General features: G+C 45.5%; 30 protein-coding genes and 1 other annotated feature. All 30 genes read right to left on the bottom strand.

Annotation, left to right across the window (positions count from 1 at the left end):
- Positions 1–21: 21 nt before the first annotated feature.
- A complete protein-coding gene (gene ruvB / locus PGH26_RS08150; protein ID WP_323690591.1) occupies positions 22–1,026 on the bottom strand; it encodes a Holliday junction branch migration DNA helicase RuvB in 1,005 nt (334 codons plus the stop codon).
- 44 nt (positions 1,027–1,070) lie between these two features.
- Positions 1,071–1,679 (bottom strand): Holliday junction branch migration protein RuvA, encoded by a 609-nt coding sequence (gene ruvA, locus PGH26_RS08155; RefSeq protein WP_323690592.1) that lies wholly within the window; start codon positions 1,677–1,679, stop codon positions 1,071–1,073.
- A gap of 115 nt (positions 1,680–1,794) precedes the next feature.
- Entirely contained in the window at positions 1,795–2,682 is an 888-nt protein-coding gene (locus tag PGH26_RS08160; RefSeq protein WP_323690593.1) for an aminoglycoside phosphotransferase family protein, read from the bottom strand.
- A 6-nt stretch (positions 2,683–2,688) separates the two neighbouring features.
- Positions 2,689–3,804, bottom strand: coding sequence for a SafA/ExsA family spore coat assembly protein (safA, locus tag PGH26_RS08165; RefSeq protein ID WP_323690594.1), 1,116 nt, complete (start codon positions 3,802–3,804; stop codon positions 2,689–2,691).
- A gap of 141 nt (positions 3,805–3,945) precedes the next feature.
- Entirely contained in the window at positions 3,946–4,830 is an 885-nt protein-coding gene (gene pheA / locus PGH26_RS08170; RefSeq protein WP_323690595.1) for a prephenate dehydratase, read from the bottom strand.
- 15 nt (positions 4,831–4,845) lie between these two features.
- Positions 4,846–5,301 carry an ACT domain-containing protein gene (locus tag PGH26_RS08175; protein ID WP_323690596.1) on the bottom strand — a complete coding sequence of 152 codons (456 nt, stop codon included), beginning with the start codon at positions 5,299–5,301 and terminating at the stop codon, positions 4,846–4,848.
- A gap of 35 nt (positions 5,302–5,336) precedes the next feature.
- Entirely contained in the window at positions 5,337–6,629 is a 1,293-nt protein-coding gene (gene obgE / locus PGH26_RS08180; RefSeq protein WP_323690597.1) for a GTPase ObgE, read from the bottom strand.
- Between the two features lie 11 nt (positions 6,630–6,640).
- On the bottom strand, positions 6,641–7,165 hold the full coding sequence (locus PGH26_RS08185; protein WP_323690598.1) for a Spo0B domain-containing protein: 525 nt from the start codon (positions 7,163–7,165) through the stop codon (positions 6,641–6,643).
- 193 nt (positions 7,166–7,358) lie between these two features.
- Entirely contained in the window at positions 7,359–7,649 is a 291-nt protein-coding gene (gene rpmA / locus PGH26_RS08190) for a 50S ribosomal protein L27 (protein ID WP_025783524.1), read from the bottom strand.
- A gap of 15 nt (positions 7,650–7,664) precedes the next feature.
- Positions 7,665–7,991, bottom strand: a complete 327-nt coding sequence (locus PGH26_RS08195; RefSeq protein ID WP_323690599.1) for a ribosomal-processing cysteine protease Prp — start codon at positions 7,989–7,991, stop codon at positions 7,665–7,667.
- A 6-nt stretch (positions 7,992–7,997) separates the two neighbouring features.
- Positions 7,998–8,306, bottom strand: a complete 309-nt coding sequence (rplU, locus tag PGH26_RS08200; RefSeq protein ID WP_116018978.1) for a 50S ribosomal protein L21 — start codon at positions 8,304–8,306, stop codon at positions 7,998–8,000.
- 14 nt (positions 8,307–8,320) lie between these two features.
- Positions 8,321–8,395 (bottom strand) — a sequence feature (ribosomal protein L21 leader region).
- A gap of 43 nt (positions 8,396–8,438) precedes the next feature.
- Positions 8,439–9,050 carry a site-2 protease family protein gene (locus PGH26_RS08205; RefSeq protein ID WP_323690600.1) on the bottom strand — a complete coding sequence of 204 codons (612 nt, stop codon included), beginning with the start codon at positions 9,048–9,050 and terminating at the stop codon, positions 8,439–8,441.
- A complete protein-coding gene (locus tag PGH26_RS08210; protein ID WP_323690601.1) occupies positions 9,047–9,598 on the bottom strand; it encodes a hypothetical protein in 552 nt (183 codons plus the stop codon). Before PGH26_RS08210 ends, PGH26_RS08205 begins: the two co-directional genes overlap by 4 nt.
- Positions 9,599–9,750: 152 nt before the next feature.
- Positions 9,751–10,548: a septum site-determining protein MinD gene (gene minD, locus PGH26_RS08215; RefSeq protein WP_323690602.1), complete on the bottom strand. Its 798-nt coding sequence runs from the start codon at positions 10,546–10,548 to the stop codon at positions 9,751–9,753.
- A 1-nt stretch (position 10,549) separates the two neighbouring features.
- The gene (locus PGH26_RS08220) at positions 10,550–11,221 is read right to left on the bottom strand and encodes a septum site-determining protein MinC (RefSeq protein WP_323690603.1); all 672 of its coding nucleotides are present in this window, start codon (positions 11,219–11,221) and stop codon (positions 10,550–10,552) included.
- Between the two features lie 26 nt (positions 11,222–11,247).
- Positions 11,248–11,769 (bottom strand): rod shape-determining protein MreD, encoded by a 522-nt coding sequence (mreD, locus tag PGH26_RS08225; protein ID WP_323690604.1) that lies wholly within the window; start codon positions 11,767–11,769, stop codon positions 11,248–11,250.
- Positions 11,766–12,659, bottom strand: a complete 894-nt coding sequence (gene mreC / locus PGH26_RS08230; protein WP_323690605.1) for a rod shape-determining protein MreC — start codon at positions 12,657–12,659, stop codon at positions 11,766–11,768. The genes mreD and mreC overlap by 4 nt, the downstream gene beginning before the upstream one ends.
- A gap of 19 nt (positions 12,660–12,678) precedes the next feature.
- Positions 12,679–13,695 carry a rod shape-determining protein gene (locus PGH26_RS08235; protein WP_025783515.1) on the bottom strand — a complete coding sequence of 339 codons (1,017 nt, stop codon included), beginning with the start codon at positions 13,693–13,695 and terminating at the stop codon, positions 12,679–12,681.
- An 89-nt stretch (positions 13,696–13,784) separates the two neighbouring features.
- Entirely contained in the window at positions 13,785–14,483 is a 699-nt protein-coding gene (radC, locus tag PGH26_RS08240; RefSeq protein ID WP_323690606.1) for a RadC family protein, read from the bottom strand.
- Entirely contained in the window at positions 14,483–15,085 is a 603-nt protein-coding gene (locus tag PGH26_RS08245) for a Maf family protein (protein ID WP_323690607.1), read from the bottom strand. Before PGH26_RS08245 ends, radC begins: the two co-directional genes overlap by 1 nt.
- A gap of 96 nt (positions 15,086–15,181) precedes the next feature.
- Positions 15,182–15,853: a hypothetical protein gene (locus PGH26_RS08250; RefSeq protein ID WP_323690608.1), complete on the bottom strand. Its 672-nt coding sequence runs from the start codon at positions 15,851–15,853 to the stop codon at positions 15,182–15,184.
- 88 nt (positions 15,854–15,941) lie between these two features.
- Positions 15,942–16,697, bottom strand: a complete 756-nt coding sequence (locus PGH26_RS08255; protein ID WP_323690609.1) for a prepilin peptidase — start codon at positions 16,695–16,697, stop codon at positions 15,942–15,944.
- On the bottom strand, positions 16,694–17,392 hold the full coding sequence (locus PGH26_RS08260; RefSeq protein WP_323690610.1) for a hypothetical protein: 699 nt from the start codon (positions 17,390–17,392) through the stop codon (positions 16,694–16,696). Before PGH26_RS08260 ends, PGH26_RS08255 begins: the two co-directional genes overlap by 4 nt.
- On the bottom strand, positions 17,376–18,086 hold the full coding sequence (locus PGH26_RS08265) for a hypothetical protein (protein WP_323690611.1): 711 nt from the start codon (positions 18,084–18,086) through the stop codon (positions 17,376–17,378). The genes PGH26_RS08260 and PGH26_RS08265 overlap by 17 nt, the downstream gene beginning before the upstream one ends.
- Complete coding sequence (pilM, locus tag PGH26_RS08270; RefSeq protein WP_323690612.1) at positions 18,070–19,047, bottom strand: type IV pilus biogenesis protein PilM; 978 nt, start codon at positions 19,045–19,047, stop codon at positions 18,070–18,072. The genes PGH26_RS08265 and pilM overlap by 17 nt, the downstream gene beginning before the upstream one ends.
- A 52-nt stretch (positions 19,048–19,099) precedes the next feature.
- Entirely contained in the window at positions 19,100–19,543 is a 444-nt protein-coding gene (locus PGH26_RS08275; protein WP_323690613.1) for a type II secretion system protein, read from the bottom strand.
- 120 nt (positions 19,544–19,663) lie between these two features.
- Complete coding sequence (locus tag PGH26_RS08280; protein ID WP_323690614.1) at positions 19,664–20,875, bottom strand: type II secretion system F family protein; 1,212 nt, start codon at positions 20,873–20,875, stop codon at positions 19,664–19,666.
- A gap of 2 nt (positions 20,876–20,877) precedes the next feature.
- Complete coding sequence (locus tag PGH26_RS08285; protein WP_323693488.1) at positions 20,878–21,915, bottom strand: type IV pilus twitching motility protein PilT; 1,038 nt, start codon at positions 21,913–21,915, stop codon at positions 20,878–20,880.
- Positions 21,916–21,928: 13 nt separating this feature from the next.
- On the bottom strand, positions 21,929–23,584 hold the full coding sequence (locus PGH26_RS08290) for a GspE/PulE family protein (RefSeq protein WP_323690615.1): 1,656 nt from the start codon (positions 23,582–23,584) through the stop codon (positions 21,929–21,931).
- A gap of 25 nt (positions 23,585–23,609) precedes the next feature.
- Positions 23,610–25,034 carry a VanW family protein gene (locus tag PGH26_RS08295; RefSeq protein WP_323690616.1) on the bottom strand — a complete coding sequence of 475 codons (1,425 nt, stop codon included), beginning with the start codon at positions 25,032–25,034 and terminating at the stop codon, positions 23,610–23,612.
- Positions 25,035–25,038 lie beyond the last annotated feature (4 nt).

A 25,038-nucleotide genomic window follows, 5' to 3' on the forward strand; every position in this document is an offset into this window, starting at 1 on the left:
AATCTCCTTAATGTCGTAAAGTCAGTGCTGCTCCGGCAGTGGATAGCCAAAGTGTTCATACGCAAGCGGCGATGCGATTCTTCCGCGCGGTGTCCGCTGTATGAAACCAATTTGCAATAAGTATGGTTCATAGACGTCTTCGAGCGTGACCGACTCTTCCCCAATACTTGCAGCCAGTGTTTCCAAACCGACAGGTCCTCCCCGGAACCGCTCGATCATGCCTGTCAATAACTTATGGTCAATGTGATCAAGTCCAAGCGAGTCTACTTGCAGCATTTCCAGTGCTTCTTTTGCAATGTCGATAGAAATTGTACCATTGCCGCGCACTTGCGCATAGTCTCGCACCCTGCGCAATAAACGATTGGAAATACGCGGGGTTCCTCTTGACCTGCGCGCGATTTCTACCGCCGCCTGATCATCGATTTTGACATCGAACAAACCCGCGCTTCTCATGACGATTTCTTTCAGCGGATCGATTTCATAGTATTCAAGACGCAGCGGAACACCAAATCGATCCCGAAGCGGTGCGGAAAGTGACCCTGCACGTGTTGTCGCCCCGATCAATGTAAACGGAGGCAGGTCAAGTCGAATCGATTTAGCAGAAGGTCCTTTCCCAACAACGATATCCAGACAGAAATCTTCCATTGCGGGATACAGTACTTCTTCGATCGCACGATTCAAACGATGGATTTCATCGATGAATAAAACATCTCCAGGTTCCAATGAAGACACTACTGCAGCCAAATCACCCGGCCGTTCTATCGCCGGGCCGCTTGTCATCCGCAGATTGACACCCATTTCATTCGCGATGACCGCAGCAAGTGTCGTCTTTCCGAGCCCGGGAGGACCATATAACAGCACGTGATCCAAACTTTCACTTCGTCCGCGTGCAGCTTCTATGAAAATCGATAAATTGTCTTTTACTTGTTCTTGTCCTATATAATGCGCTAACCGCTGCGGGCGCAGTGATTGTTCAAATCCTTCATCAAAATCCGAAAGTTCACTTGAAAGTACGCGTGAATCCATTGTTCTCCCTCCTTTTCAACTGAACGCAAGAGTTACAGACTTCGTTACTTTTGTTTCAGCAATAATTGCAGTGCACGTTTCATATAACCTTCTGTTGATAGTTCTTCGTTCTCAAGAGATTTTTTCACTTTCGCGATTTCTCTCGCAGAATAACCAAGCGCCTCAAGTGCAAGCATAGCTTCTTCTAGCGCCCCATTTTCTGTAAGTGTGAACAATGTATTGCCATCATCTTCCGGCATGTCCAACTCTGTAAAGAGATCCACCAATTTGCCTTTTAAATCAAGAATCATTTGGCGTGCGGTCTTCTTGCCGACACCCGGGAATTGAACAAGGAATGCCTCGTCTTCACGCTCAATTGCGCTGATCACTTGTGATGGAATGCCGCTTGAAAGAATTGCCAGTGCACCTTTAGGACCGATTCCTGATACTGTGATCAGCTTCCGGAACAACTCCCGCTGCTCTAACGAAAGAAACCCCATGAGAAGCTGTGCATCTTCTCTCACATGGTGATGTATGAAGATTTGCTGCTCTGTTTCCGTCACATGAAATGCATAGGGATTTGGTGTTAATACTTGATAGCCGATTCCTCTATTTTCAATCGTAATATATTCTGGTGTCACTCGGGTAACGAACCCTTTTATGTAATCATACAATGCCACTTACCCCCTAGAGTCTTATCGTTAAGTATACCACATGACCGGACAATACAACGCTGTCAAACCACCAAAAAGAACCGCCAGACGTATCACAGACGACTTCTGGCAGTTCTTATGGGAGATATCGATTGTGTTCAAGTAAGTTGTTGGAAAACCGGCAAAGTTCCGGCCATCGATTCAAAGCCTGTTCCGTAAAGGGAATGAGTTGCTGCGCTAATAGGACTCTGCGTTCTTCAGGCAGTGTCGTTAAATATGACCATTCACGCAACATTTCATTAGGATATTGGAGCATGGCAATCGCCTGCTGGCCCAGAACTTGCAATCTAGGTTCTTCATCAAACAATAATGCCGCATTGTAGTCTGCTTTCGGAAGCACTCGATGCAGCCATAATGCAATTTCGACGTCAGGATGGCCCGTGCATGCTAAATCGAAATCAATCAAGGTAACAGTACCTTCGGCTGTTTTTAATAGATTGTGATGAACCACATCCCCGTGAAGAAGCGTAGTGGGTACTTCTCGAGCAGGTGCAGTGCGTAAGCAAGCAAGTGCTTGCTCGCTGTATAGTTCCAGCTGATCAACGACGTTCTCCCCTAAATAAGAAACAATGGTTTGGCGATTGTTGCGAAAACGTTCCAGTCGCCAATTCCATTTATCCAGCAACGCATAGGGTTTTAAAAATGGCAGCGACTCCCATTTCACAACCGTCTCGGTCTCATGAAGAGCTTCCAGTGTTTTTAAGGAAGCTCTCCGATCTGATTGCTTAGAAAAATCTACTGGAAATCCATCAGTCACCCAGGGCTGGACGACAATGTGTTCATTCCCTTTCTCAGAGATAGGTGCACAATAAGGGAAATCCACTGTTTGTAACAATTCATGCAAATTACGTATCTTAATGGCATCACGAACATCCGCATAACGCTTTACCGAGTATTCATTCCCATTCTCTTCTAATCGCCACACATTTTCTTTAATACGGGAAAATTTCTTTTCAACTTTCACGCCCGGTCAATACGAACCCATTTGGTTTTGACAATAGTGACCAGGATGCGGCGGCCCCATTTGCGGATAACCTCCGTAAATAGGCTGAACTCCCATCATTGGCATCCCGTAATACGGGGTTGGAGACATGTTTGATCCGCAAGACGAGCATAAATGCATATATTGCGGATGCTGAGCGGCTTGAATCCCTTGCATTTGAGGCTGCTGATTGTTCGGGAACTGTTGCGGGTACCCTGATTGAGGCATCTGCTGCGGGACATACCCTTGCTCCGGCGGACAGTACGCAGGCGGTGATAAATCAAATGTGGACGACTCAATGTTCGGCATTTGAACACCCGGCGATTCCCACGTCTTCATACTGTCGCAATGGTTCGGTGACACGCCGGGACCTTGGCCAGCCATAATTGGTGATTCATCTTTACATTCCATTGTTTCCGGCTGCATATTCCACATTGGCGGCTGTACAGGTACTTGCGGCATCATTGGGGGTGCCATCGGGTAATGCATATGATGCTGCATCGGATGCGCGCACGGGTGGCAATCCGCATCGTAAATCGGCATCCATCCACAAGGAATACCTATGAACATCGGATGGACCATCGGCTGTTGCTGCACCGGCGGCAGCGGCGGAGCGGGCGGTGCTTCGCAAGCAGGCGATTCCGGTTTAGGTATCGGCTTCACTTCAGGCATTGGCGGCGGCATTGGCTGTGGTTTCACTTCCGGTTTTGGAGCAGGCTGCGGCTTCACCTCAGGCTTAGGTGCCGGTTTTGGCGGTGGCGGCATTGGTGCTGGTTTTGGCGGCGGTGTCGGAATCGGTTTCTGTTGCGGCGGTTTTGGCGGCGCAACTGGTGGGACTGGCGGGACTGGTTTTACCGGTTTCTCAGGATGCTTCTCGTGAGGCAGCGGGTGCTTTTCATGAGGCAGCGGATGCTTTTCCTTCCCCCCATGCTTTTCAGGATGCTTTGTTCCTTTTCCTTCGGGCAAGAAGATTTTCATGCCAGGCACAATGTAGTCCGGATTGGCTAAGTGTGCGTTCACCTTTTTCAGTTCTTCAAACGATATCCCATACTGACGCGCTATTTTCCAAAGCGTGTCACCTTTTACAACGATATGGACATTCACTCTGTAAAGTCCCCCTTCCATCGACTCATCTTATGAACGGGTGCCTGGATGTGTGACCAATCACTAAGTCAGGCACCTTCTCTTTCAACTATACGAATCTGAAGAGACAAATAGTACTTCATCGCAAAAAATACCTGCCGGTTATTTCCCGGCAGGTGATTGTTGCAAATATGTACTATATGATCCAAACGATGTAACATCACAATGCAGCGCTTTCAGTTCTTCCAATGCACCTTTCATCATTGGATGATCTTCCGTTTCTGCAACGTCGATTATGAAAAAATAATTACCGAGACCCGTTTTCAATGGACGGGATTCAATTTTACTTAAATTCAATCTGCGCCATGAAAACACTGATAAAATCTGATGGAGCATTCCTGGCTGATCATCTTCTGGTAATTTAATCATAAGAGTTGTTTTCGGTATGCCCGCACCTTCGTATGATAATGTTTCCTTACGTAACGACAGGACGACGAACCGCGTATGATTAAAATGAAAATCATGAATCGATTCTTCAGCAATATGAAGTCCATATGTATCAGCAGCCAGCTGGTTCCCAATCGCTGCAATCGGCAGCTCAGGATGCTCAGACACGTATTTCGCTGCTGCTGCAGTTGAAGAAGTTTGAATAAGCGGTACTCTTCTAAAGTGATACTGCAGATATTTGTGACATTGTGCCAGCGCATGAGGATGAGAGTGAATCGATGCCAGTGAATCGATGGATTCGGATTGTTCAGGATGCACCATTAAATGTTGCCGGATGGGTGTTGACAGTTCAGCATTGATGAACAAATCACTGCCATGGAACAAATAATCGATCGTGAGCGGCACAGATCCTTCTAACGCATTTTCAAGCGGGACAATCGCATAGGCAACATGACCTTCCGTCACCGCTTCGATACAATCAGGAATCGACCGATACGGCATGAGTCCATCCGTCCCGAAAAAGTCTGTCGCAGCAATATGTGTAAATGAAGCTTCCGGTCCTAAGTAAGCAACGGATGGTGTTGAAGATTCCTGTTTCATCGTCAAATTCTCCTCTCACAATGCACCTGAACTAACCAAATGGACTGAATCTACAAAGCTCGGCCCATTCAGTTTATGGATGAACGCCTCCATTGAAAGGTTCATCTCAGTTACGTCCAGTGATAACGTAATGTTGGCACGCCCTTGTACGGGTATGGTTTGGTGAATCGTCAGTACATTGCAATGTGATGAAGAAATCAGCTCCATCAGCACCGCTAGTGAACCTTTCAAGTCTTCCAATTGGATGAAGACCGTTAGTACCCGTTCACGAGCAATCGCTTCGAATGGATATACCGCATCTTTATACTTATAAAATGCACTTCTTGACAATCCAACCCGGGCGGTCGCTTCTTGAATCGTTGTCGCTTCACCGGAAACCAGAAGCCGTTTCGCTTCCAGCATCTTTTGCATGGACTCCGTCAAGACATCTTCACGTACCAAATAGAACTGGTCTTCCCCCAACTGCTTCATCGTCAATCCCCCTGCAGCCGCAGAACGGCTCTTCATTACTCGATAAATTCAAACTCGAAGTCAAGAAGACGAACGATGTCTCCGTTTACCGCACCGCGTTCACGAAGTGCATCATCAACACCCATGCCTCGCATTTGACGGCCAAATTTACGGACAGATTGGTCGAAGTTGAAATCGGTCATCTTGAATAAGCGCTCGATCCCATATCCGGACAATACGTAAGCCCCATCGTCATCGCGTGTAATTTTGAAATCAGGTGTTTCCGGTTCGTATTTATAAAGAACGGAGTGCTCCTCTTCTGTTTCCTCCACTTCATGCATTGGGAATTCTGACGTCAATTCAAGCAGGTCTGCAATCGCAAACAATAGTGAATCTAATCCTGTACGTGTAATGGCTGAGATTGGGAAGATTTTGTGTTCCGTTTCTCCAAGTTTCTCTTTGAATGCTTTTAAGTTTTCTTCTGAATCCGGCATGTCCATTTTATTGGCCACAATAATTTGAGGACGCTCCATTAAACGCATGTTATATTGTTCAAGCTCTGCGTTAATCGTTTCGAAGTCTTCAAACGGGTCTCTGCCTTCTAAACCTGACATATCGATAACGTGCACGATGACACGAGTCCGCTCAATATGACGTAAAAACTGATGTCCAAGTCCTACTCCTTCGTGAGCACCTTCAATAAGTCCCGGCAGATCCGCCATGACAAATGTCCGGTGATCTTCTGTTTCAACAAGCCCCAAGTTTGGAACGAGTGTCGTGAAGTGATAATCTGCGATTTTAGGCTTGGCAGCAGATAGTACAGATAGAAGCGTAGATTTACCAACACTTGGGAATCCAACAAGGCCCACATCAGCGAGGACTTTCAATTCAAGCATGATGTCACGTTCTACACCTGGTTCTCCTTTTTCTGATAGCTCAGGCGCTGTGTTTTGCGGTGTCACATAACGGCTGTTCCCGCGTCCTCCGCGTCCTCCGCGTGCGATCACTGCAGTTTGTCCATCTTCCACTAAATCTGCGATAATTTCTTTTGTTTCTACGTCTGTCACAATTGTACCAGGCGGAACTTTGACAACCATACTCGTGCCTCGACGGCCATGCTGGTTTTTGTTGGCTCCATGCTCCCCGCGCGGAGCTTTAAAATGGCGCTGATAACGGAAATCCATCAATGTACGCAATCCTTCGTCTACGACGAAGATAACGTCTCCGCCATTCCCGCCATCGCCGCCTGCCGGACCGCCAAATGCAATATATTTTTCACGGCGGAACGCAACGATTCCATCGCCGCCGTCTCCACCTTTAACGTAAACTTTTACCTGATCGACAAACATGTAATTTCCTCCTATTGTCCACGGAATGTGAACGTCCAATACTCATTATCTACAGACAGCTTTGCTGTCCAGTCCTTCTCATATACATCATTCCATACAATCGGCGCTGTTTGTCCGGGAAGCGAAAGGGATACTTCCCATTCGTCGCTTGTGGTTTTCACAAAGATATTGACCTCACAGTCAGCGTAAGGATCTGCACCATTCACAAGCTGCTGACATACGTCGTCCAATACTTCTGCAATTGCCCGGCCATCTGCTTTTCGTGCAGATTTTCCAGGAACCATTGAAGTTTTTACTACTTTGCTGAACGCTATGTAGTTCCAGTCAAACGTTAACAGCCACGTTTCAAGCGCAGGCATGTCCAGTCCGCTTATTTGGGAGTCAATACGCATGCGTTCTGTAGCATCCAGAAGTTTGCGCCGTGCTTCGGGGACATTATTGAGGTCCATGTGCATGAGGATGAGCTGAAGCTCATTTAAAAAGTCATGCCGGGCGAATTTCATCGCATCCCGGACAGTCAACTCCGATTTTTTCAAGATTCTTCACCGCCTGCTGTTTCGTTCTTTACAGTATAGCATTATGAGGGTGTTGTTCGTCAAAAAGTTTGGGCGAATCTTTGTTGATTGCCAATAAAAATGGATCTTGGAATGACACTAATTTGTATCCGGATTTTAAAAATAAAAAAAGGACTGCACACTTGGCGCGTGCAGTCCTTTTTGGATTCAATTCTTATGCTTCCTGCACTGCAGGATACACACTTACTTTTTTCTTATCGCGGCCAAAACGCTCGAAGCGTACTACGCCGTCAACTTTAGCGAAAAGAGTATCATCGCCTCCGCGACCTACGTTTTCACCTGGGTGAATTTTCGTTCCGCGCTGGCGGTAAAGAATAGAACCACCAGAAACGAATTGTCCATCAGCACGCTTAGCGCCAAGACGTTTCGATTCGGAGTCACGACCGTTCTTTGTAGAACCTACTCCTTTTTTCGATGCGAAAAACTGAAGATCTAAACGTAACAACATGTGTTCCACCTCCTACTTGGTAAAGGTTATTTTTATAAACTGCGCATAGTCTTGTTCAATCGTCTGCATGGAAACAATCATCGCACGCATGATTACTTGCTGATCATGATCCTCTTCCGTCTCCGGAAGAACGACTTTCAGATAGCCGCCATCTTCTCCTTGCTGGATCGCTGGCGTTACCCCAGTGAGTGAAATAATTGCATTAACAGCGCCAAATGACACGGCAGATGCAGCTGCACACACTAAGTCTTTCCCATGTTCTGCGTAATCAGCATGTCCGCTCATCTCAAAAGAGCTGATACGGCCAGATGCTTGTTCCTGTACGGTGATTTGAATCATAACAGCTTACAGGTTGATGCCTTCGATAACAACCTTAGTATAAGGCTGACGATGACCCTGTTTTCTGCTGTAGTTCTTTTTCGGCTTGTATTTGAAGACAGTGATTTTTTTGCCTTTGCCCTGTTTAACGATTTTCGCTGTTACAGAAGCACCATCCACGAATGGAGCGCCAACTTTCACGTCATCTCCACCTACAAAAAGAACTTTGTCAAATGTTACAGCCTCATCAGCTTCTCCCACCAATTTCTCGATGAAGATCTCCTGACCCTGCTCAACTTTGATTTGCTTTCCACCAGTTTCAATAATTGCGTACATACTTGCACCTCCTCAAATAGTCTTAGACTCGCCTTCCCAGGTGATCCATACGGATACTTGTACCTGGTTCAGTGCGGTTGCAGCACGGGTGCGCTACAAACATAACATTAGAATAATAACATGCATAGAAATTCAAGTCAAGTTGTTTCTTTTCAATTGCTCATAAATCCTTCGATATCTTCTGAATCGAAACACGCTGATATTTTGCAAACATAAAAAAACCGCAAGACTTATTAAAAGTGCAGTTTCAGGCAAACCTGTCAGTAATACAGCAGCTCCCACAATCAAAAATCCGATTGAAAACACTAGAAATGCGGTTTGATCGAAATACCGGCTCTCTTCACGTTCAGTTAAAGCGAGCAGCGCCTGTCCGCCATCCAGCGGCAAAATAGGAAGTAAATTCACAAGTAAAATCAATAATTGAATACGGATCACATCCATTGAACCCGGAAAAGATAGGACAATCGCTGCTGCAAGTACCAGTGTCGTTGCAATTGGCCCCCCAAGCGCTAATAGCACACGCGCCCTGCGTGAATGCTGGGAGGGATTCGCGATTTCCATTTCCCCGCCATAAGGAAGAATCGTTATGGAACGGACACGCATACTTTGCGCTTTTGCAGCCGCTAAATGTCCCGCTTCATGAATCAGCAGTGATCCGAAAACAATCGCGTATGCAGCGAGTCCTCCCATGACTGCAAGCAAAATGAAGACCGGCAGCAAAATCGGATGCAGCCGGAACTTCAAGGACTTACTTCCGAAAAGAACGCAGGCAATAACGTGGAGTCAAGCACAAGTCCATCCCGTTTCACTTTTAAATACATCGTTCCTTCTTCCATCACTGCAAGCGTGTCCCCTTTGTTGACAGCTGTATACGGCAGCTTTGCAAAAGAACCGACAAATCCATAAGTAACCTCATCCCCATTGTCATATTGAACAGTAAGTGTTTTGCCAGATTGTCTTGTGAACCCTGTAAAAACGATTAAACCGCTTCCTCGAGCCGCAATCGGAAGTGCTTCAGGATAGGACAGTATGACACCTGATTTATACGGCTGCATCGATTCATAAGCAGCAAACGGATCAACACCTTCTACATCCCCGCTCACTTGAATCATTCCCGACTCCTCAGAGTCAATCATCGATGCTACCCATTTTTTCATGGCTACAAAATCTTGACCCGTTGAAATATATTGAGTGACAGGCCGCTCCATTACGCCCAGTTGCTCTAGTTTGGCAACCCCGAGAATCGAAATCGTAAATACGATTGCTAACATCCATTTCGTCTTCCCTCTCAACACATGCCCCCCTTTTTTTCAGTATATGAAGCACATCACTTGAATAGTCGGGTTACCTTGTCTTTTACGGACATTCGGAACAGCTGCCAAACTGCAAAGGGTTAATCCAATAAAAAAATCCCCCGCACCAAAGGTACAGAGGATCATCCATATTATTTAGTAAACAATGATTTCAACTTCCCGAAGAATCCAGGTTTCCCTGTATCCACGGACATCAGCGGCACGGATTCGCCTAATATTCTACGTGCGATATTACGATATCCAAGCGCGGCAGGATTATTAGGATCCATTACAACCGGTTCTCCTTTGTTGGAAGACGAAATGACGTTTTCATCATCAAGAACAATTCCAAGCAAATCGATTGAGAGATGAGTTGTAATATCATTTACATCCAATGTATCGCCAGAATTGATAAGATTACGCCGTATCCGGTTAATGATGAGCTTTGGCGGCTCAATATCTTCTTGTTCCAGTAATCCGATGATACGATCCGCATCGCGAACCGCCGAAATTTCCGGAGTTGTAACGACAATCGCGCGGTCAGCGCCCGCCACTGCGTTTTTGTATCCTTGTTCAATACCTGCAGGGCAATCTATCAAAATATAATCATAATCACGTTTCAACTCGGTGATTAGGTCTTTCATCTGTTCCGGTGTGACTGCGTTCTTGTCCGTTGTCTGTGCAGCAGGCAGCAAGAACAAGCGATCTTCGAACCGCTTGTCCTTGACGAGCGCCTGCTGAATTCGGCAACGGCCTTCAATGACATCAACCAGATCGTAAATAATACGATTCTCAAGGCCAAGAATGACGTCTAAATTTCTCAATCCAATATCTGTATCGACTAGACAAACTTTCTTACCTTGAAGGGCCAATGCAGTACCGAGGTTTGCTGACGAAGTAGTTTTTCCGACTCCGCCTTTACCAGATGTTATAACAATCGCTTCTCCCACATTAGCACCCCCCTTTAAATGTTGACAAACCAGGTCTCAGAAGTCTTAGATCCTGCAAACGGTCAATGGCGATGAATCCATTGGTATGCAAGTAAGCGCATTCCATTTCAGGATGCTCAGACAAAATTGCGAGCTCGTCTGTCATTGTTTCCATTTGGTCCGCAATCATGAGGTGTGTCGCTTCCAACCACGAAGCTGCAATGACAGCTTCCCGATTCCCAGCGTTTCCTGCATGCGCTTTCCCTTTTAATCTGCCAAGTATATAAATGCTTCCTGCTGCAGAAACATGTCCGTTTGGATTCACATCACCAATGACGACCAGATCCCCTTTGGCACGAACTTCCTGACCGGAACGAACAATACCAATATACGTTTCTGACTGTTGTTCTTGCACGCGGTGGTTGCATTCTTCCATCGTAATGACATCACTTTGAATCTTTGAAACACGTAAATGCCCAGCAGACTGGACTATTTGAATAATCTCTTTGGCTGCCTGATCACTGCAATACCGTGATCCTGTATGGATTTGTACTTCGACAGCGCCTTCTAAACCTGGATCCTGTGCTTTCTTGCCTAACTCCTCCAATAAATCTGAATAGGCGCATTGATCGTCCAGCCGCAGGATGAGTCCATCTTTGGTCCCTTTAATCGTTACTACTTGCTGTTTCGACACTTGCGTCACCCCGCCCTATGCGAAAATTACATACCGGCTTGCTTCTCTATGACTCGTTTATAAATCAAGTTTCTGAACAGCCAGCCAAACAAGACAATGAATATCAAGTTAGCAATCACTGTTGGAACGAGTCTCGCTGTCATAAATACTTCAAAACTAATCGACGTAAGTGCAATCAGACTAGCAAATAGATATGACATCATTTCTAGCAGCACGACCATAAACAAAGACAAGAGCATTACAGTCCCGGTAGACCGATGAACTTGACGAATGATCACATAAGCTAAGAAACAAATCAGCGGATAAAGAAACGTATATATCCCAATAATATCAATGTGATACATATCATACAAGAGCCCAAAGAATAAACCATAGAGAACTGACTTGCGAAGATCATAGTAAGAAGCAATGAATACTAAGTAAACAATGACAAATCTCGGAACGAGCGTATAGCGGACATCTCCCAATTCAATGGGGGAAAACAAACTGAAAACCGGTTCCAGAAAAAACAGAACGACCGCAATAAGAGGAATGATGAACCGTTTCATGATCCATCCTTCCCCTCTGTTGCAGACGTTCCAGGGTCATCTGTCCCTTTCACAGTAGCAGATTGTCGTTTTGCAATCATAACGTGATCGAGCATTGAGAATTCTGCTGCCGGACGGACGTAAGCTAACTTTGTGAGCCCATAATCATCAGTCGACACTTCAGTCACTTCTCCAATTAAAAGACCTTTAGGGAAAATTCCGCCAAGACCGGAAGACATAACTTTTTGACCCACTTTCACTTCAAAACCGGAATCGATCCGTTTCATAATCAATTCGCCACGTTCAGGATCGTATCCTTCCATCAGACCAAAAATATCTTTCTTCCCGGGAATCATGGCAGATACACGGAAATTCTGGTTTTCAGTCGACAACAATTCGACTGTGGAAGTGAACGGTGTCACGAGGACAACTTTTCCGACAAGCCCATTGGCAGTCAGCACGGCCATGTTGAGTTTCACACCCTGGCTTTCACCTTTGTCGACAATAATTTTCTCTTCCCATTGATCGGGATTCCGTGAAATAACAGTCGCTTGAATAGGATCATACGCACGCAGATCATCTTTTTTATCGATAATCTTACGTAAACGCTCATTCTCTTCTTTGATGTCTGCAAGTTCCACTTCAGTTGAAGCATATTCGGTCAGACGAGCTTTTAACGTCTTGTTTTCTTCATATGTATTCAAAATTCCATCAATGTCATCGAAAAATCCGGTAATGGAGTGGGCCGGTTTGGAGAATAGAGATTGTCCAAAACCGACGACATCCTTCACCATCTTTTCAGGGAGGTTGGCGCTTTGCCGGTCTTTAAGAGAAAAAGCTATCAATGCCACCAGGACAATTACGCCCACGAGCAGTAAAATTAAACGTTTGTTCGAAAAAAATCGCGGCATTGCCGATATCCTCCCTCAATTATTTCGCTTGCATTTTTTTAATGACGTCAAAATTATCAAGTGCTTTACCTGTACCGATCGCCACACAATCCAAAGGATCTTCAGCGATGAATACCGGCATATTCGTTTCATCAGAAATCACCTTGTCCAAGTTGCGCAAGAGTGCACCGCCGCCTGTCAGGACGATTCCGCGTTCCATGACATCTGCAGACAATTCTGGCGGTGTTGTTTCTAATGTCTTTTTCACACCATCGACAATTTGCAACAATGATTCGCGCAGTGCTTCGACAATTTCGTCTTGAGAGATTTCAAGCGTTTTCGGAAGACCTGTCAACAAGTCCCGTCCGCGGATTTCCATTTTCTCAGATGTCTCAAGCACGCTGGCAGAACCAATTTCGATCTTAATCGCTTCAGCTGTGCGTTCCCCGATTGTTAAGTTATACGTTTTACGGATATAACTGATGATTGCTGCATCCATCGTATCACCACCGACACGAATCGACTCACTCGTTACGATTCCTCCTAAAGAAATCACCGCAACTTCAGTCGTTCCGCCACCGATATCAACAACCATACTTCCAGTAGGTTCCCAAACTGGCAGATTGGCACCAATTGCAGCTGCAAACGGCTCTTCAATCGTGTACGCATCTTTCGCGCCAGCTTGACGAGCTGCGTCAATAACAGCGCGCTGTTCAACGGATGTAATTCCGTAAGGCACACAAACCATAACGTTCGGCTTTTTCCATGCGCCGCCAGAAGCTTTAGTCGCTTCCTTCATGTAGTGCTCAATCATTGCTGTTGTAATATCAAAATCAGCAATAACTCCGTCTTTCATCGGGCGTGTTGCAACGATCGATCCTGGCGTACGGCCGATCATATTTTTCGCAGCACTACCTACAGCTACGATTTCATTTGTCATCGTATTTTTCGCAACTACGGATGGTTCCCGCAGAACAATTCCTTTTCCTTTGATGAAAACCAACGTATTGGCGGTGCCGAGGTCAATCCCGACATCTCTCGCTCCTAGTCCAAACAAATTCGTTCTTCCTTTCTGCAGTACCGTTTTATGAGGCTTCTTAAAAGCATACACCATAGTATAACGGAAAGGCGAACAAATTCACAGTGTCACATGTATCCCTTTTCTTTAAGGGAGATAAAGCGCTGATCTCCTATGATAATATGATCCAAAAGATCGATACCCATGAGTTCGCCGGCTTCTGCAAGTCGTTTTGTCACTTCAATATCTTCAGGAGACGGTGTTGCATTGCCTGAAGGATGGTTATGCGCGACGACTAGTGATGCCGCAGAGCGTTTCACAGCTTCTCGGAATATTTCTCTCGGATGCACAATTGAAGAATTCAAACTGCCTATGAAAATCGTCTGCTTATGCAGCACTTCGTTTTTCACATTCAGAAACAGCACGACAAAATGTTCTTGCGTCAATTTTGACATGTCAGTCATTAAATAAGCTGCTGCATCTTCAGGCGACTTAATCGCGTAGCGGCCCGTTTGTGCAACCGAGTAAATTCGTTTGCCGAGTTCAGCTGCTGCCATGATCTGCACGGCTTTCGCATCCCCTACACCTTTGACCGCTGTCAATTCTTCAATGGTGACGTCACGCAAGTCCTGGATTTTATCAAACTCAGATAATAGTTTGTTCGCAAGGACGAGGACGGATTCCTCCCGGGAACCCGTACGGAGTAATATCGCAACAAGCTCTTGATTGGATAAACTGGCTGCTCCTTGGCGCGTCATCCGCTCACGCGGTCTGTCGGCAAAATGGATATCCCGAATCATTAATGTATCTTTATAATCCACCGGCATCAGCGCTCGTCCCCTTTCAGCCAAATGAGACCACTCGCGCGCATTTTGTCTGCAAGCTCCGCAATAGGAAGACCTACAACATTATCGTAATCACCTGAAATTTCTTTAACAAGCAATCCCCCTGCTGTTTGAATACCGTAGCCGCCTGCTTTGTCCAGCGGGTCACCAGTTGCTGCATATGCTTGAATAAGTGCATGATCTAACGTCCGAAATGTCACTTCGGTAATGGATGTAAAATGGGTGACCGCGCCTTCTCTCAAAATAGTGACGCCGGTTATGACACTGTGAGTCCGTCCCGATAGCTCTTCCAGAAATTCTGCTGCTTGCGCAACAGACTTCGGCTTCGGGTACACCTTTCCGTCTAACGCGACCACCGTATCAGCTCCAATTATTAGAGACTTTGGGTGGTCTTCGTATATAGCGGACGCCTTAATGGACGACAAAACGCTCGCATAAGTTTCCGGCTTTTCACCATTTTCTATCGGACGTTCCTCCGCATTGCTTGCATGCACTGTAAATGGCATTCCTAATCGTCCAAGTAATTCCTTTCGTCGCGACGATGCAGAAGCTAGAATAAGTGTTTCATTCGTTTCAAAAAACATGGATAAATGCCCCCTTTGCCACATCATACGTCAATGTGTTTCAGAAGAAAATTGTGTGAAAAACTGCAAAATATGACTTTGACCTCTTTTTAGCTATCAAAAATCAAGTTTGACACACTCTCCTGTGTCAGCATAATGAGCTAATATATGCATCTTGATGATATTCAAATCATCTGTAAACGCAGTGATGGCGGCAATGTTAGTCGTGAATGCATCTTTTTTCTTTTCTCCTTCTGTCTGTTTTCGTGAAGCAGCCAAATCCTGAATTTCGGAAATTTGCTTAGCATTCAACACACTCCTCAAAAGTTCGCCTTCTCCACTGCTGCATGCTAACGGGGAAACGGTCACTTGTTTACGGAAAGCGCCATCCTCTCCCGCTGGATCTGCATCTATTTCAGAAAGTCCTAATGCACTCCATACATAAAATTGTCCATTCGCATGCACGGAAGCGGCTTTCGGCAAGTTTTCATCCGCTATAAACGATGCGGCTGACGCCTTTGAAGAAAACACGCCATGCTGTTTTGCATACATGGGAATCGGCGCCCCGGCCGCTGCTGTATCAGGCTTAGATTCATCTTTCTTGTCATCGGTTTGAGCCGATGCCGGCCCGTTCGCAGGCACTCCGGTATCCGGTGAAGCGGAGGTTTCAGGTTTCTCCGTCTTTAAAAGGATAAACCCGACAATCGCTACGGCTGCTATCCCTAACAGCACCCCTTGTCCGAGCGCAAGCATAATTGTCATTTTCGTATACTTTTTCTTGAAATTCATAACAATCCCCCCAGTTTCATTAACCGTACCAAAACGGACATGAAAAAGAACAAGACTGGTGTCGTCTTGTTCTGGAAAATTGTTCGACTTAAGTAAACAGCGTCAGATACCATCCGACAAGGGCATTTCCGTAAAAATAACTGATAACAGCTGCAACTGCGATGGAAGGACCAAAAGGCACGGGAGTTTTCCGGCCTTGGCGGGTCCGTCTGAGATGTATAATCCCTACAATTGAACCAATTAAAGCTGCCAGGAACAGCGTAAACAGCGTCAGCTTCGTTCCAAGTACAAGGCCGATGACGAAAAATAGTTTAATATCCCCGCCGCCCATGCCGCCCTTCGACATAATCGCGATTAAGAAGAGTACTAGGAAACCAACTGCTGCTCCAAGGAAACTATCCCACCATGGCTCTAACGGACTTACAAACCGCAATAGAGCGATTGCGATTCCAAACGGCAGCAAGATTTTGTTCGGAATCAACATATAGGCGGTATCTGAAACTGTAATGATGACTAACATCGAGATGAAGAGAAGCGCGACAAGCAGTTCAATGGAAAACCCTAAATAATAGAATGCTAGGGAGAATAACACCCCAGTAACGAGTTCCATCAATGGGTAAATTGCATTGATTTTAGTTCCGCATCCACGGCATTTCCCCCGCAGAAATAAATAAGAACCTACCGGAATCAAATCCAGTGCAGTCAGACGCCGATCACAAACCGTACAATGTGAAGGGGGCGATACGATTGATTCCTTTTTTGGAACTCGCAGCCCAACCACATTATAAAACGAACCGAATACAAGTCCGTAAATGAAGAAAAAACCAACCCAGACAGCCGTCATTCGTCTTCACCTGCACGAGTTGTCGGATCTTCTTTTCCTGCAGGCTTCGGCGCGTCCAGTTTCGGAACTTCAGGAACTAGTTCATGGAGATCAGGACGATAGAATGCTTGGAAAGAAACAGTGAGTTCAATCGGTTCTTTTTCAGCAGCCGCTTCCCGAATCTCTTCAGGTGTATCCAACTCAATCGATTGTACGACAAAAATACGTTCCGCCGCTTCCACTTCTCGTATGAATTGATCAACCTCTTCATATGTAGAAGCAGCAAGTGCAACCTCAATCGTCATTCGTTTTAGGGCAAGCGCAGGATCTTCCATCCCTGCATCCAGCTGCTCAGTTGATTCAATTGGTATTTCATTGAGATCATCTTGAGTAAACATTACATTGTTAATCAATGCCTTCGATTTCACTTCAGCTTTTTCCAGTTGGACGAGCAGCAAATCCTCCAGCGGGAGAACAGGAACTTTCCGTTGCAAAGGACGGGAGCTATTTGACTGTTCCACTGGCTTCGCAGCAACTTGCCGCTGCAGCTCAAAGATGACTTCGCGCTGATCCACGATTGAATTAACGACTCTAGTATTCTCTTCTTTTGCTGGCGCGTAAAGCTGGAACCAGCTATAACTGACAAGCAAGACAAAGAAAATAACCGCAAGAATGAGGAGGGCAACGTCTTTCTGTCGTTTAGTCAGACTCCGCATCGGATCCCTCCTCTTCTGGAACAGCGGATTCACTGTCGTCTGTATTATTGGAAGGCGCAGTGGTTTCGTCAGATGGTGCTTCATTATTTCCGTCAGAATCATTTGGAACTGGCGGTGCCGCGCCATCAATCATTTGACGTCCATCTGTAAAGAAAATCGTGTATGTAGCAAGGTAGCGCGGAAGCCAATTGCTGTCGACTCCTTCTTCTTGGTCAATTTCTTCCGCTTCAATCGATTCAATCGAAGCGGTTTCAACAAATTCAGAAGACAACATCCGTGTTAAGTAATACGCAGCCTCTGTTTTGTCATCAAACTGGACTTCGACTGTCGCTTGGTGAGGGGCTGCAAATGCGAACGAACGGAAAAACCCGCGTGTCGGCAGTTGTGCGACTAAATCTTCGAGTAAGGGAGCAGTTTCATAACGATAGGTTTCAACCCACTGAACACTCGCGGCAAGCTGATCATGCGATTGAGCCGTATCCGAACGGTTCAATCGGCCGGTTAACTCAGATTGCGTTACCTGGAGCTTCACTAACTGATTGTCCAAACGCTCTGAGTCCGCATCGACGCTGCGAGTGAGTAAAAAGAAAATGAGCCAGAAAAGAAGGGCTGCGCCAAGAAAGCCTAGCGCGACATAAAGGAGGACTGATCGCTCCTTCTCCTTTTCTGGCAATAGATTAATATCGACTAGCATGATGCACCTCTTTCAGCGCCAATCCAATTACCCGATTGAACGACGCGGGAACGATCCCGCCGTTTGAGAATTTAAGTGATTCCGGCAACAAAGGTCCGGCGATCACGTTTAAACGGCCCGATACTTGCTTCAGCAATTCATCCAATTCCTTGTACTCTCCATTTACCAGCAAATGCGTAATGGTCGCTCCGGCGTTCCACATATTGTAGCGATAGAAATTAACGAGTTTTTCAAGCTCTTGAACAATTGCACGCGGGGACAGCGTATTCGAGTCCACCGTCAGCTCAGTTGACGAAACATCCAGTTCCGTGGCATTTTCTAAATCCACAGGACGCATAAACTGAGGATAATGTTGATGGAAAATCGAAACGACAAGCTTTCCTGCTGTTAAATCCGCTAACAGAACATGCTCGTCCCCAGTAAAGTGATGCTTGTCATGCGCCAGGCGATAAAGGGCAAGCGGCGCAATATCCGCAACAAGCGGTTCGAACTTAGCATCCGTTAACGCAGATTCGTAGCCATGGAGGACACTTTCTTTAGAGGCGATTAAAATCGCTTCATGAGCATCTTCATTCGGCAAGTACGGCACAACGTCAAAAACCGGATCATCGAACGGCAAATAGATCGACGAACCGATTTCTATGAAAAAGTGCCCTTTTAATTCATCTTCCATCACGTCTTCCGGGTACGGCACTTTCCGGATCATGACATATGTATCGGGCGCAAGAAACTGGACACTGCGTTTCGCAATGCCCCATTCCTTCGCAAGCCCGTCAAGCAAAGTTGCCAGCCCAGCAGAATCGACCACGCGACCGTCATGAACGGTGTTTGGCGGCAACGGAATTTCTACCGCTTCTTCCACTGTTAATGATTCTCCCGCTTTCAGCTTTACGTAGCGGACGGCGTCTTCTTCAATTGTAAGTGAGATGGGCCGCTTTGGGCGGGAGAATGGGAATGGCATGGGTTGGCTCCTTAAATTTTTATTTAATCAAATGTTCCCACTGTACTAGTTATTAATTTGTTTTAGGGACTACCTTAGAATTTCCACTATCTGTAATCATTTTACTAGTTGCATCTTTAAAAGTTACAGTTTCTTCGCCTTTGTACTTAGCGCTACCAGAAAATTTGTTTCCTCCAGTAGCTTTTGTGACTTTTGGTTCAGCATCAATTGTAGTAGGTTTTACGAACTTTCCGATATCATCCATATAATTACCGTCAACTAAGGTCATCAAATTAACATTTGTTGCATCCGGATTTTCCGCAAAATACATATTGGCCGCTGAAATAATTGTTTGAGCATCAGCTTTAACAGCTTTAATTCGACTATTATCAATAATTCCACCAATCGACGGCACAGCAATCGCTGCGATAATACCCAAAATCACAATAACTGCGAGCAGCTCGACGAGTGTCAAACCTTTTTCATTCTTCAACTTTTTCTGCAAAAACTTCTTCATTTGTATTCCTCCTTAGTGTACGTGCATTCTTGCTTGTTGTCAGTATACCAAAAGTTCTGGTTGTGTGGAACTATTATTCTACTAATTTATGAAATTTTAATGGACGTTAAGTTTTATATGTTACAAATTATCTATCTCATTAAACAGGCTGAACATCGGCAATAGAATTGCGAGGACAATAGTCCCGACTAATCCTGCTAATAAAACAATCATGATCGGCTCGATGAGCGCTTTCAGTCTTTCAGTGGAAGCATCGACTTCACTCTCGTAGAAATCTGCGACTTTCGCAAGCATCGCATCCAAAGAACCGGTTTGTTCTCCGATAGCGATCATGTGCGGAATTAGCGGCGGAAACGCCCAGTGCCCTTCCATCGGCTCGGTCAGTGATCCGCCCCGTTCCAACGATTCCCGCGACTTAACAAGCACTTTCTTCACAACTTCATTTTCAATCACTTTTTCTGTCATCGATATCGATTGCAGAATCGGTACCGAACTCGAGAACAGTGAACTGAGCGTACGCGTTAACGTAGCCAGAACTGATTTTTTCACAATGTCACCAAATATCGGCAGCCTAAGTAAAATCGTATCCAGCATCATTTTTCCTGCCGGGTTATTTCGAATCAGATAAAACGCAATCGCAATCGCCGCGGCCGTCATTACAATAATGTACCAATAAGACAGCGCAAAATCACTGGCGCTCATGACGAAGCGGGTCAGCAATGGCAATTCTCCGCCTACACTGGCGAACAAATCTACAAACATCGGCACGACAAACGTCAGTAAGAAAATGACAACTCCGACAGCTACAATCCCAACAACAACCGGATACGAAAGTGCGGACAACACTTTTTGACGCGTCTTGTATGCTTTTTCATAGTGAATTGCTAGCCGATCCAGTGCATCATCCAACGTACCTGACAGTTCACCGGCTTTAATCATATTCACCACAAGCGGTTCGAATGCTTTCGGATGCTTTGCGAATGAGTCCGACAAAGAACCGCCTGTCCGTAAGTCTTCATTTACCTCTATCAAGATCTTTTTAAACTGTTTTCCTTCAACTTGCAGGGCCAGTATGCGAATCGCCTCGACAATCGTTACACCCGCACGCAGCAATGTAGAAAACTGGCGCAAAAACATAATGAAGTGCTGGCGTTTTACCGGCTTCCCGATATGAATTTCTTTCGTCAGCGTCGTTTCCGCCTGCTCCGTTAAATTTTTGACACGGATTCCTTCGCGTTTTAACTTTAACGCAGCATCTCTTTTGTTATCTGCAACTACGACACCTGAACGGACCGACTTGGCGTCTCGTCCATCATATTTAAAACGAGCCACAATTATGATTCCTCCTGCAAGTAAGGCTCAGCGGTGTCATAACTGATCACTCCGCCATCCAATAACTCTTTAACAGATGCATTCATCATGTGCATCCCCATGGCACGATTTGTTTGAATGACATTGGGAATCTGATGCACCTTTTCAGAACGGATTAAATTAGCGATTGCCGCGTTCTTAATCATCAGCTCTGTCGCCGCGCGTCTGCCTGATCGGTCTTTTGTGGGGAGCAATCGCTGAGACAACACGGCCGTCAGCACTCCTGCTAGCTGAACACGAATTTGCGCTTGCTGTCCATGCGGAAAGACATCGATAATTCGGTCAATCGTCGACGCGGCACTCCATGTATGAAGTGTAGCCAGTACGAGATGCCCTGTTTCAGCGGCAGTAATCGCAGTAGAAATCGTCTCTAAATCTCGCATTTCCCCAACTAGAATGACATCGGGATCTTGACGCAATGCAGCACGCAATCCATCAGCGAATGAATCTGTATCAAAACCGACTTCTCGCTGGTCGATGATGCTCGAACCATGACTATGCATATACTCAATCGGGTCTTCCAATGTCAATATATGTTTTCTAGAAGTTTGATTTAAATAATCAATCATTGACGCCAGCGTAGTAGATTTTCCTGAGCCAGTCGGTCCCGTCACGAGAATCAGCCCCTGCTTCGTTTCTGCCAGCGTCTTTAATATACCTGGCATCTGCAAGGATTCAATCGTCGGAATATCTGTAGGAATTGTACGGAACGCCAGTGATATCACTCCGCGCTGCTGGAACGCATTCACACGAAATCGTGCAACGTTCGGGACTTCATAGGAATAGTCAATTTGACCGTTCCCTTTAAAATCAGTGAACAATTTATCAGGAACTGTCGCTTCGGCAGCGCACATTGTAAACTGTTCGTCTAAATCATCACTTCCAAAACGCTTCAAATCGCCATTAATTCGAAATACCGGCGGAGAGCCAATGGTCATGTGAATGTCAGAAGCTTGAAGTTCAACCGCTTTCGTCAGTAAATCATCGACCTGTTGTTTCATCATGAAATCCCTCCTATTCCGGCAGCGCAACACGGAGTACTTCTTCCGTCGTCGTCAGTCCTTGTATGACTTTATCCAGTCCATCATCGATTAAAAAGATGGTCCCGCTCTTAACCGCAGCTTCGCGCATTTTAGCAGGTGTTGCGTTACTGTTAATCAATTCTCGCATCGCATCGTCAATCAGCAGCACTTCGTGAATCGCAACGCGGCCTCGATAGCCCGTCATGTTACAAGCTGCGCATCCTGATCCTCGATTAATTTCTTCAACCGTTAATCCGCGCTTTGCAAAAATCTCCTGCTCGCGTGTTGTTGCAGGCATTTTCTTCCCGCAGTCCCGGCACACTTTTCGAATTAGCCGCTGGGCCACCACCGCGTTGAGTGATGCCGTCACCAGGAAGGGTTCCACACCCATATCGAGCAGTCGGGTGATCGATGCTACCGAATCATTTGTATGGATCGTGCTAAGAACTAAATGCCCGGTTAATGAGGCTCTTATCGCGATTTCAACCGTATCTCGATCGCGGATCTCCCCGACCATAACGATGTCAGGATCCTGGCGCAAGATCGACCGTAAACCAGTCGCAAAAGTCAGGCCAACATTTTGATTGACCTGAATTTGATTAACCCCCGAAAGCTGGTATTCAACGGGATCCTCAACAGTAATAATGTTAACTTCTTCGCTGTTCAATTTGTTCAGCGCTGCATATAACGTGGATGATTTACCAGACCCGGTTGGCCCGGAAATCAGCACAATTCCATTCGGCCGATTAATTTCCTCTAAAAACCGGTCCAAGTTCAGCGGATTGAAGCCCAGCTTTTTCAAATCGCTTAACGAACTGCTAAGATCCAATATCCGCATCACTATTTTCTCACCAAAGATGGTCGGTAATGTTGAAACACGCAAGTCAATGGGACGAAAATCGATCGTCGTCTTAATACGTCCATCCTGAGGCAAACGCTGTTCAGTGATATCCAGATTAGCAAGAATCTTAATCCTGGCTGTCAACATCCCCTGCATGTGTTTCGGCAGAACCCGTTCTGTTTTCAGCAACCCATCTAAACGATAGCGGATAATAAGTTCGTTTTCTTGAGGATCCAAATGGATATCACTCGCCTTTTGAGCAACTGCCGAAACCATGAGCTGGTTTACGAGACGTACAACGGGAGAATCGAGATCTGTCAGTTCTTCCTGCTGTTTTGTTTCTTCAGGTTGATCAATAAAAATATCTTCGAACGATTCGTCCTCATAATACTTTGAAATTGTCCGTAAAATATCGTCTTTTGAAGCGATCGCCGTTTCAATATGGAAACCTGTCGACAAACGTAAATCCTCAATTGTTAAATAATCCATTGGATCGCTCATCGCGACAAACAGCCTGTCGCCATCCGCCTTCAATGGAACGAGCAAGTTACGCTTCGCAAAATCCTTGTGAACGATATTAAACAATTTCGGATCGAACGGATACCGGAATAAATTGATATGAGGAATCCCGAGCTGGAATTCCAACACTTCAATCAATTGCTGTTCAGTAATATATCCACGCCCAAGCAATGCATCGCCGAGACGCTGATCTTTAGGCTTTTCCGCTAAGGCCATTTCAAGCTGAACATCTGTAATGAGTCCAGACTCAACTAGCAAATCCCCTAACCGTTTTCGTGGTGCCGCCATTGAAAAACCTCCTCCAAACCAGGTGTTACTTAATCAAATTACCGCCTTTATCATACAAGTAGTCGTCATCACCAGGCATCGGTGTTTTATTCCCATTTTCTTTCCCTAAAGAATTATTTGGGTTGTTAGATGAGTCGTTGCTTCCAGAAGGTTTGTTTTCATTTGAAGAACTTTCATCAGAATTCGACTGATTACTCGGATCTTTTCCTGTGTTTGCCTCGCCATTGCTTGGATTGGTATTAGTATCATTCACGTTCCCGTCTGTTCCAGACGAATTTGTCCCTGGTGTATTTTCAGCTGGTACATCTGCTTCAATCAAAGGACGCTGTTCAACGCGGGAAACTGGCGGATAAAAGTCTTCAGATACGGGTTCATTCGTAAGTAACGAGCCATCTTCTGAGATTCTGCGCTGAACAATAATTTCGAAGCCCTCTTTGCCAGGAACTGCGTTTAAGACTTGTCCTTGCGATAGATTTTCACTATATTGAACGACAGTTTTAGGTTCAAATCGATTTGATTCAGCCACATAGGGTGTGTACTCGTATCGCAGCGGCATTCCTTCTATTGTAATAGCAAGCGCTTCACTGTCCCATTTCGCACGGACTGTATAAGAAGTATAATTAGGATTCGTCATAACATAATCTAACCCTATCTGTGCGTTAATGGCAGCTTCAAATCCAGGTTCTACTCCTTGCGTCAGTTCACGCCGAATTGTTCGATCTTCAATCCAAAAGTTCGTTTGTAACGAAGCTTGATATAACGTAGACGCGAGAATCGTCAGTTCATCTTCGTCCAATAGACCCGCTTGAGTATTCTCAATAAATTCAAGTAATGAAAATGGTGTTTTTGCTTCAATTTCGAATCCATCCAGCTCATCTATCAAATCGAGCATCGGTGCAGTCAAACCATCAACAGATGTCGTTGCAGATGCGATTTCGGTAAGGGTCTGAGTGGATTCCAGGTAATCTGTCAAAATGATAGATTGCGGCATGATTCCTGATTCCAGCTTCTCACTGATCCCCCTTGCAATCGATTGAATTTCTGTATCGCTGAAAGAGAGCATCGGCAATTGCTGGTGCAGCAATGTTCGAAGTCCATCTTGAGAAATTGTTGAAATAAGAGCGTTTTCCTCTTCAGACTGTGCTTGTTCAATGGTAGCAGAAGGGTTGTAATCTACTATTTCCGACGGCAAAGGAATGATCGCATCCTGGTAAAGTAAATCCGCCTGCAACTGATCCTGCATTCCTAACAATTCTGAAGTTAGCTTAACTTCAGCTTCCTTGTCAGTCTGTTTCGATAAATTAAAAGGCCCTGCATAGGTATGTTCCCCGAAGCGTTTACCGAAAAACAAGTTCTCTGCAGCAAATGATCCTGCGGACGCAATTCCAAAAAATAATAATGAAGCGCCCAAGATGCTTAAAAAATATGCTAGTATCGTTCGATTACCCATGTTC

It is taken from the genome of Sporosarcina jeotgali (assembly GCF_033304595.1).
Lineage (GTDB): Bacteria > Bacillota > Bacilli > Bacillales_A > Planococcaceae > Sporosarcina > Sporosarcina jeotgali.